The organism is Actinoplanes sp. TFC3 (assembly GCF_001553785.1).
GTDB lineage: Bacteria > Actinomycetota > Actinomycetes > Mycobacteriales > Micromonosporaceae > Actinoplanes.
The window spans coordinates 3084117-3090579 of the sequence record NZ_LOJP01000001.1; the positions used below are offsets into that span (position 1 = coordinate 3084117).

Sequence of the window (6463 nt, forward strand, 5' to 3'; positions counted from 1 at the left end):
CCCAGCGGTAACGAGAATGTCACCATCTTCTATCCCTCGGTACCCGCTCCTATCGTCCGTCCATGGTGCGCCGTCTCGCGTTCTCGCTGCTCCTGCTGCTGACCACCGTCGTGTTTGTTCCCGCCACCGTCCTGTTCGCGCCCTCGCCCGCGCAGGCGGCGACCACCGCGCTGCGGTTCGTCGACATCCCCGGCGACGGCGTGAACCTCAAGGCCACCGTGATCGCCCCGGCCGCCGCGGGGCGCCACCCGGCGATCATCTTCCCGTCGAGCTGGGGACTCAACGACCTCGAATACGTGGCCCAGGCCGCGAAACTGGCCGCCCGGGGCTACGTGGTTGTCTCGTACACCCCGCGCGGCTGGTGGCTCTCCGGCGGCGAGATCGACACCGCGGGCCCGCGCGACCGGGCCGACCTCTCCAAGGTCATCGACTGGGCCGTGACCACCACCGGGGCCGACCCGCAACGCATCGGGGCGGCCGGGGTCTCGTACGGTGCCGGCATCAGCTTGCTGGGGTCCGCTTTTGATCCTCGAATCCGGGCCGTGGGCGTGCTGAGCGGGTGGACCGACCTGAACTATTCGCTGTCCGGCGACCAGACCCGGCACCGGCAGTCCGCCGGTCTGCTGCAGGTCGCAGCCCAGGCTGTCGGCAACCCCGGCCCCGAACTGTCCGGGAACCTGGCCGACTTCTTCGCCGGGCGCAACACCGAGCAGGTGGCGGCCTGGGCGGCGCAACGCTCGGCCGTGACCTATCTCGATCAGCTCAACACCAACCGCCCGGCCGTGCTGATCGCCAACGCGTGGGGCGACTCGTTCTTCCCCCCGAACCAGCTGACCGGCTTCTTCACGGCGCTGGCGGGTCCCAAACGCCTCGAACTGCGCCCCGGCGACCACGCAATCGCCGAGCTGACCGGGCTCGCGGGCCTGCCCAACGACGTGTGGGCCGGCCTGTCCCGCTGGTTCGACCAGTACCTGGCCGGCGTCGACACGGGCGTCCCTGCCGAACCGCCGGTCGTGGTGAAGCCTTGGAACGCGGGGATCGAGCAGTATGCGACCTGGTCGGCGCTCGCGGGCTCGACGTCGCGGCTCGGCCTGGGTGCAATCCGGACCTTGGAGGGTACGGGCCTGCTCGGGGGCGCTCCTGCTGCGTCGCTCACGAAGAGCCTTCCCACCGGCCGTGACACGGTGGCCAACGGGGGAGTGGTGCTGCTGACCAACGGCGCCGGGGCTTTCACCGGCCTGCGGCCCACCATATGGTTGCCCGCGGTGGACCGCTCACGGGCGGGCGTGTGGGCCGGCGTGCGACCGTCGGCAGTGCAGCGGGTACGAGGTACGCCGCGCCTGCACCTGAACCTGATCGGAACCCAGCGCACGGGGACGGTGGTCGCCTACCTGTACGACCTGGACGCGGTCGGGACGGCCACGCTGATCACCCACGCACCGGTCAGTTGGACCGGCACGTCGGCGGGGGATCGGACGGTGGACGTGGACCTGTGGGCGACCGCGTACGACGTGCCGGCGGGTCATGCGGTGACGCTGGTGGTTGACACAGTGGACCCGCTCTACTTCGACGAGAACGAGTCCGGCCGTACCGTCACGGTCGGTGGTGGGTCCTATCTTGATCTGCCCCTGAAGTAGGACTGCCTGCTGCGGGCGTCCCAAGCCATGAAACAGCGGCGGCGGCGGCGCGCCGGGGTCAGCTCATGTCTAGGATCCTAGGACGCCAGAGAGGGTGTGCACGGTCAGCCACACAGTGACGGGGAGCAAGTCCTGAGTAGAACAGCGGTCAGAACGCGTAGCGGATGCGGCAGTACGGCGTTACGCGTTCAATGGCGTCGGTCAGCGCGGCCACGTAGCGGCCCTTCTCGCCGGTGCGGTAGCGGACGTTGATGGCGCCGTTCTCCGAGCGTTTGGGCTGCTGCAGGTCGGGGCGCCACAGCACGTCTTCGGCGCGCGGGTGCCAGCCGAGGTTCACCTGGTGCAGGTCGCGGTTGTGGGTCAGGAAGATGACTTCGGCGGCGAGCTGGGCCTTGGCTTTTGCTCCGATGCCGTCGTCCAGCTCCGACAGCAGCGCGGTCCAATCCTCGAGCCATCCATCGCGTACGACCACAGGACTGAAGTTAACGTGCACTTCATATCCCGCCTCCACGAAGTCGTCGATGGCCGCGATGCGCTCGGCGACGGGGGAGGTGCGGATGTCCAGCAGCTTGGCATCGCGCTGCGGCATCAAGGAAAACCTTATCCGGGTACGACCACCCGGCGCCCAGTCCAGCAGGTCCCGGTTGACGTGCTTGGTCGCGAAGCTGGCTTTCGCGGTGGGAATCCAGCGGAACAGTTCCACCAGGTCCCGCACGTTGTCGCTGACCCGGGCGTCCAGCGAGCAGTCACTGTTCTCGCCGATGTCGTAGACCCAGGCGTGCGGGTCGCATTCGTTGGGCCCCGGTTTGGTGCCTTGACGGGCGGCGTGACGCTGGACGTACCCGCAGATCTTGTCGATGTTGGCGAACACCGTGATGGGGTTGGAGTAGCCCTTGCGTCTGGGCACGTAGCAGTAGGCGCAGGCCATCGCGCAGCCGTTGGCGGTCGACGGGGCGATGAAATCCGCGGATCGGCCGTTGGGGCGCGCGGCCAGTGACTTCTTGACCCCCAGCACCAGGGCTTCTCGTTTGATGCGCACCCAGCGCCGCACGTTGGTCTCGTCGCCGTACAACTCCGGGATGCGGTCGTGGCGTTCGACTTCCACGCGTTCGGCGTCGGGGAAGCGGGCCAGGATCTCCTTGCCGCGCGGCAGGTCGGCGGCCGCGGGCTCGACGTAGATGCGCCGGATGTCAAAGAGGTCGTTCACGCTTTGATCAACTCCGGTTCGCTGGTCTCGACGCGGGCGGCGGTCTCGCGGGCGCGGGCGGTCGTGGTGAAGATGCCCAGGACCAGCACGGCTATGCCACATCCGCAGATGATCCACCAGCCGGGACGCGAACCGGCCGCCAGCCGGATGGCGCTGGTGGCGCCGAGGCCGGAGGCGACAACCGCACCGATCACCGCGACGCCGAGCGAGCTGCCGACCTGACGGCTGGTCGAGGCAATCGCTGCGGCCACCCCGGCCTGGGCGCGCGGCATGCCGGACACGGCGGTGTTGGTGATGGGGGCGTTGACCATGCCGAAGCCGAAGCCGAACAGCAGGTACCCCAGGAACAGCTGCCAGGTCGGGGTGGTGGCGGTGAGCCGGATCAGCGGCAGCATGGCCAGCGCGATGGCGGCGCCGGCGAGGATCAGCGGCAGTCGCGGCCCGCGTGCACCGACGATGCGTCCGGCCAGCGGGGCCACCACGGCGGTGGTCAGCGCCATCGGCAGCGTGTAAAGCCCGGCGTGCAGCGCCGACAGCCCGCGCGCGTCCTGCAGGTAGATGGCGTTGAGGAACAGGAAGCCGCCCAGCGCGCCGAAGGCGCAGACCGCGGTCAAGGTGGCGCCGCTGAAGGGCACGCTGCGGAAGAACTTGAGGTCCAGGAGCGGTTCAAGGCGCTTTTTCTCGTACGGGATGAGCACTGTCAGCGCCACCACCCCCGCAGCGAAACATCCCAGGATCAGCGGTGAGAACCATCCGTCGCTGGGGCCTTCGATGATGCCGAACGTGACCGAGGCGAGCAGCACGAGCACCAGGATCTGACCGACGGGGTCGAGGCTGCGCGGGCGTTCGGCGCGGGACTCGGGCACGAACAGGGCGGCCAGGATGATCGCCGCGATGCCGACCGGGACGTTGACCCAGAAGATCGAGCGCCAGCCCAGGGTTTCGGTGAGCACGCCGCCGAGCACCGGACCGGCGGCCATGCTCAGGCCCGACACGCCGCCCCACACGCCGATCGCCCGGGCGCGTTCGCGGGGCTCGGTGAACGTGTTGGTGATGATCGACATGGCGACCGGGTTGAGCATGGAGCCGCCGATGGCCTGCATGGCGCGGAACGCGATCAGCCAGCCCAGGCTGGGGGCGATGCTGCACAGCAGGGAGCCCAGGGTGAACAGGGCCAGCCCGGTTTGGAAGATGCGCCGGCGTCCGACGCGGTCGGCGGTGGACCCGGCGAGCACGAGCAGGCTGGCCAGCACCAGCGAGTACGCGTCGATCACCCATTGCAGGCCGGAGACGGGGGCGTCGAGGTCGGTGCGCAGCGACGGGAGCGCGACGTTCACGATGGTGATGTCGAGCCCGACGATGAACAGGCTCAGGCAGCAGATCGCGAGAACCAGCAGGCGGCGGCGGTGGGTCAACGGTGGCATCTCCTCCTTTCTACGCCCGATGACCTGCATGATGCAGCAAACTCGGGGGTAGCCCCGGACACACGACCACCACGGACTATTGCTCCTCGGCTGGCGGCTGATTCTTGAGCGCGTCGAGGCCTTGTTCCCAGCGCTGACGGCGTTCGCCGGCGGTTTGGGTCCACCATGGGTCACCGCGTTCCCCCAGCGCCACCTTGGCGAGCTGGACGCGGGCTCGCGCGGGTGCCGGGTCCTCGCCCGCCCGCAGCAAGGTACCGACGTCGCGGCGGGCCGACATCAGAGCCTTGCGCAGCTCAGCGGCCACATCGTCGGGGATGTCAGGGTCGGTTGCGCGCCAGCGACGACCCGAGATGATGACGAAATGCCCGTCATCGGTGCGCTCCGGCGGTTGCTTGCCGGCCATCGCCCCCACCATTTCCTGAGTCCGCCCGGCGTTGCCGGATCTGCCTGGGGGTTTTCCCGGGACTGCCGGGCGTTTCCGGAGCCCGCCCGGCATTGCACCCGGGCCCGGCCGGTGCCTTCGCGGGCCCGCATTACGGTACGCCCGCAGTTCCCGCTTGCCGATCATTGCCACGCGGTCTCGCGGTCGCGGCTAGGGGTTGGTGTCGGGTGCTTCCAGCGCGATGGTGGCGAACGGGATCGGGCAGCACTGCTGGCCGGCGCAGGTCACCAGGTCGTCGCAGCCGGCGGCAACGGCCGCTCGCAGCGTCGCCGCGATCACCTGCAGGTCAGCCATCTTGACCTCGACCTCGGCAAGCTTGGCCGTAGTCCGCTGCCGCAGTCCGAGGTCCTTACGCCCGTGCCGGTGACCCCCAGCGGCAAGCAGATCGGCAACCTCGTCAAGCGTGAACCCGAGCCGCTGCGCCGCCTTGATCACCTTCAGCACGGTCACCGTCTCGACCGGGTAAAGCCGGTGCCCGCCGGGGCTACGGTCCGGCTCGGCCAGCAGACCGCGCCGCTCGTAGTACCGCAGGGTCTGCAAGTTGACCCCGGCCGCGCCGGCGACCTGGCTGCTGCGCAATCCGCTGTTGCTGTGCGGACCGCTGTTGCTGTGCAGACCGCTCACGACCGCATCCGATCAGCGGCCCGGCGCTGCAACGCGTCCAGGACCGCTGTGTGCGCGGCCGGGACCTCGATGTCGAGCCGCAACGCCCTGCCGCTGGTGTTGTCGCTCACCTCATCGTTCGCGTCACCGCTCGCCCTGACGTTCGCGTCACCGCTCGCGTCACCGCTTGCCGCGAACGCGAAGGTGAAGAACGAGCAGCATTTGCTTTCCCGCGCAGTCAGGTCCCGGGCCTTTGCCTCGTAGCTCGGGTCGAGGTCCCAGGACAGCACCGTGGGCGACAGGCGCTGCTGGCCGCGCAACGTGGTTGCCAACAGCTCGTCGAATTCGGCCACTCGCAGCGGCCGCTCGACGCTCGGCAGGGTGCACGCGCCGGGCACCCATTCTTGCTCTCCCGTGGTGGTCATGCCTTGACGGTAAGCCTGTACCCGGGTACCGGATGCAAACCGGGACGCACCACCAACTCACCAGGCCAGCGCCCCGGCCGATCGGCGGTGTTCGCGGTCTGCCGCGCCGGCCCAGCCGCCGATTCACCGGGCCTGTCCGCCTCCCTGAACAGGTGCCCTGAGCAAAACCGCGGCAGCGGCGGTTGCCGACGGGCCGAAAGGCTCAACCCCCACCCGCCCGTATCGTCGCCGCCACCACGGTCCAGAACTGCTCAGCGCGACCTCACATCAGTACCGCGAGCGCAACACCACCATCGTGTGGCCGCCCACGTCGAGGGTGCCCGCGGCCATCGCCACCTTCTTGCGGCTGGCCAGCAGGGGGTCGGCCGTGTCGACGACCACTTCCCAGCCGGTGCCGTACGAGGGGGGCGGCAGGGTGAACGTGACGCCCTCGCCGAGGGGGTTGAACAGCAGGAGGAACGAGTTGTCGATGATGGCTTCGCCGAGGGCGTCGGTTTCGGGGATGCCGTTGCCGTTGAGGAACACGGTCATGGTCATGCCGGACTGCTCATTCCAGTCGGCTGGGGTCATGGGTTCGCCGTCGCGGCGCAGCCAGGCGATGCCGGGGATGTTGTTGTCGCCCACCAGGTCGCCGGTGAAGAAGCGTCGGCGGCGGAAGATGGGGTGTTGGGCGCGTAGGTGGGTGAGGCTTTGGGTGAAGGTGGTGAGGATGTCGTGTTGGCGGG

6 protein-coding genes and 1 pseudogene are annotated in these 6463 nt (G+C 69.1%); 1 reads left to right on the forward strand and 6 read right to left on the reverse strand.

The window, feature by feature from the left end; genetic code table 11:
- Positions 1–62: 62 nt before the first annotated feature.
- On the forward strand, positions 63–1637 hold the full coding sequence (locus tag TFC3_RS13705) for a CocE/NonD family hydrolase (protein ID WP_082772038.1): 1575 nt from the start codon (positions 63–65) through the stop codon (positions 1635–1637).
- Between the two features lie 148 nt (positions 1638–1785).
- On the opposite strand, the gene TFC3_RS13710 is transcribed toward TFC3_RS13705, so the two are convergent.
- The 6 genes and pseudogenes from TFC3_RS13710 to TFC3_RS13735 form a co-directional block, all read right to left on the reverse strand.
- Positions 1786–2844, reverse strand: a complete 1059-nt coding sequence (locus TFC3_RS13710) for a spore photoproduct lyase family protein (protein ID WP_067499750.1) — start codon at positions 2842–2844, stop codon at positions 1786–1788.
- Positions 2841–4298, reverse strand: coding sequence for an MFS transporter (locus TFC3_RS13715; RefSeq protein WP_236718116.1), 1458 nt, complete (start codon positions 4296–4298; stop codon positions 2841–2843). The genes TFC3_RS13710 and TFC3_RS13715 overlap by 4 nt, the downstream gene beginning before the upstream one ends.
- Before the next feature lie 46 nt (positions 4299–4344).
- Positions 4345–4671 carry a hypothetical protein gene (locus TFC3_RS13720; RefSeq protein WP_067499754.1) on the reverse strand — a complete coding sequence of 109 codons (327 nt, stop codon included), beginning with the start codon at positions 4669–4671 and terminating at the stop codon, positions 4345–4347.
- A gap of 189 nt (positions 4672–4860) precedes the next feature.
- Positions 4861–5334 carry a MerR family transcriptional regulator gene (locus TFC3_RS13725; RefSeq protein ID WP_236718117.1) on the reverse strand — a complete coding sequence of 158 codons (474 nt, stop codon included), beginning with the start codon at positions 5332–5334 and terminating at the stop codon, positions 4861–4863.
- Positions 5331–5738, reverse strand: a complete 408-nt coding sequence (locus TFC3_RS13730) for a hypothetical protein (protein ID WP_067499756.1) — start codon at positions 5736–5738, stop codon at positions 5331–5333. The genes TFC3_RS13725 and TFC3_RS13730 overlap by 4 nt, the downstream gene beginning before the upstream one ends.
- A 267-nt stretch (positions 5739–6005) precedes the next feature.
- Positions 6006–6463 (reverse strand): annotated as a pseudogene (locus tag TFC3_RS13735) (glycogen debranching enzyme); the annotation flags it as partial.

Bases quoted from the DNA above. Each gene is read 5' to 3' on its own strand.
- TFC3_RS13705 (WP_082772038.1), top strand. From the start codon at position 63: ATGGTGCGCCGTCTCGCGTTCTCGCTGCTCCTGCTGCTGACCACCGTC.
- TFC3_RS13715 (WP_236718116.1), bottom strand. From the start codon at position 4,298: ATGCAGGTCATCGGGCGTAGAAAGGAGGAGATGCCACCGTTGACCCAC.
- TFC3_RS13720 (WP_067499754.1), bottom strand. From the start codon at position 4,671: ATGGCCGGCAAGCAACCGCCGGAGCGCACCGATGACGGGCATTTCGTC.
- TFC3_RS13730 (WP_067499756.1), bottom strand. From the start codon at position 5,738: ATGACCACCACGGGAGAGCAAGAATGGGTGCCCGGCGCGTGCACCCTG.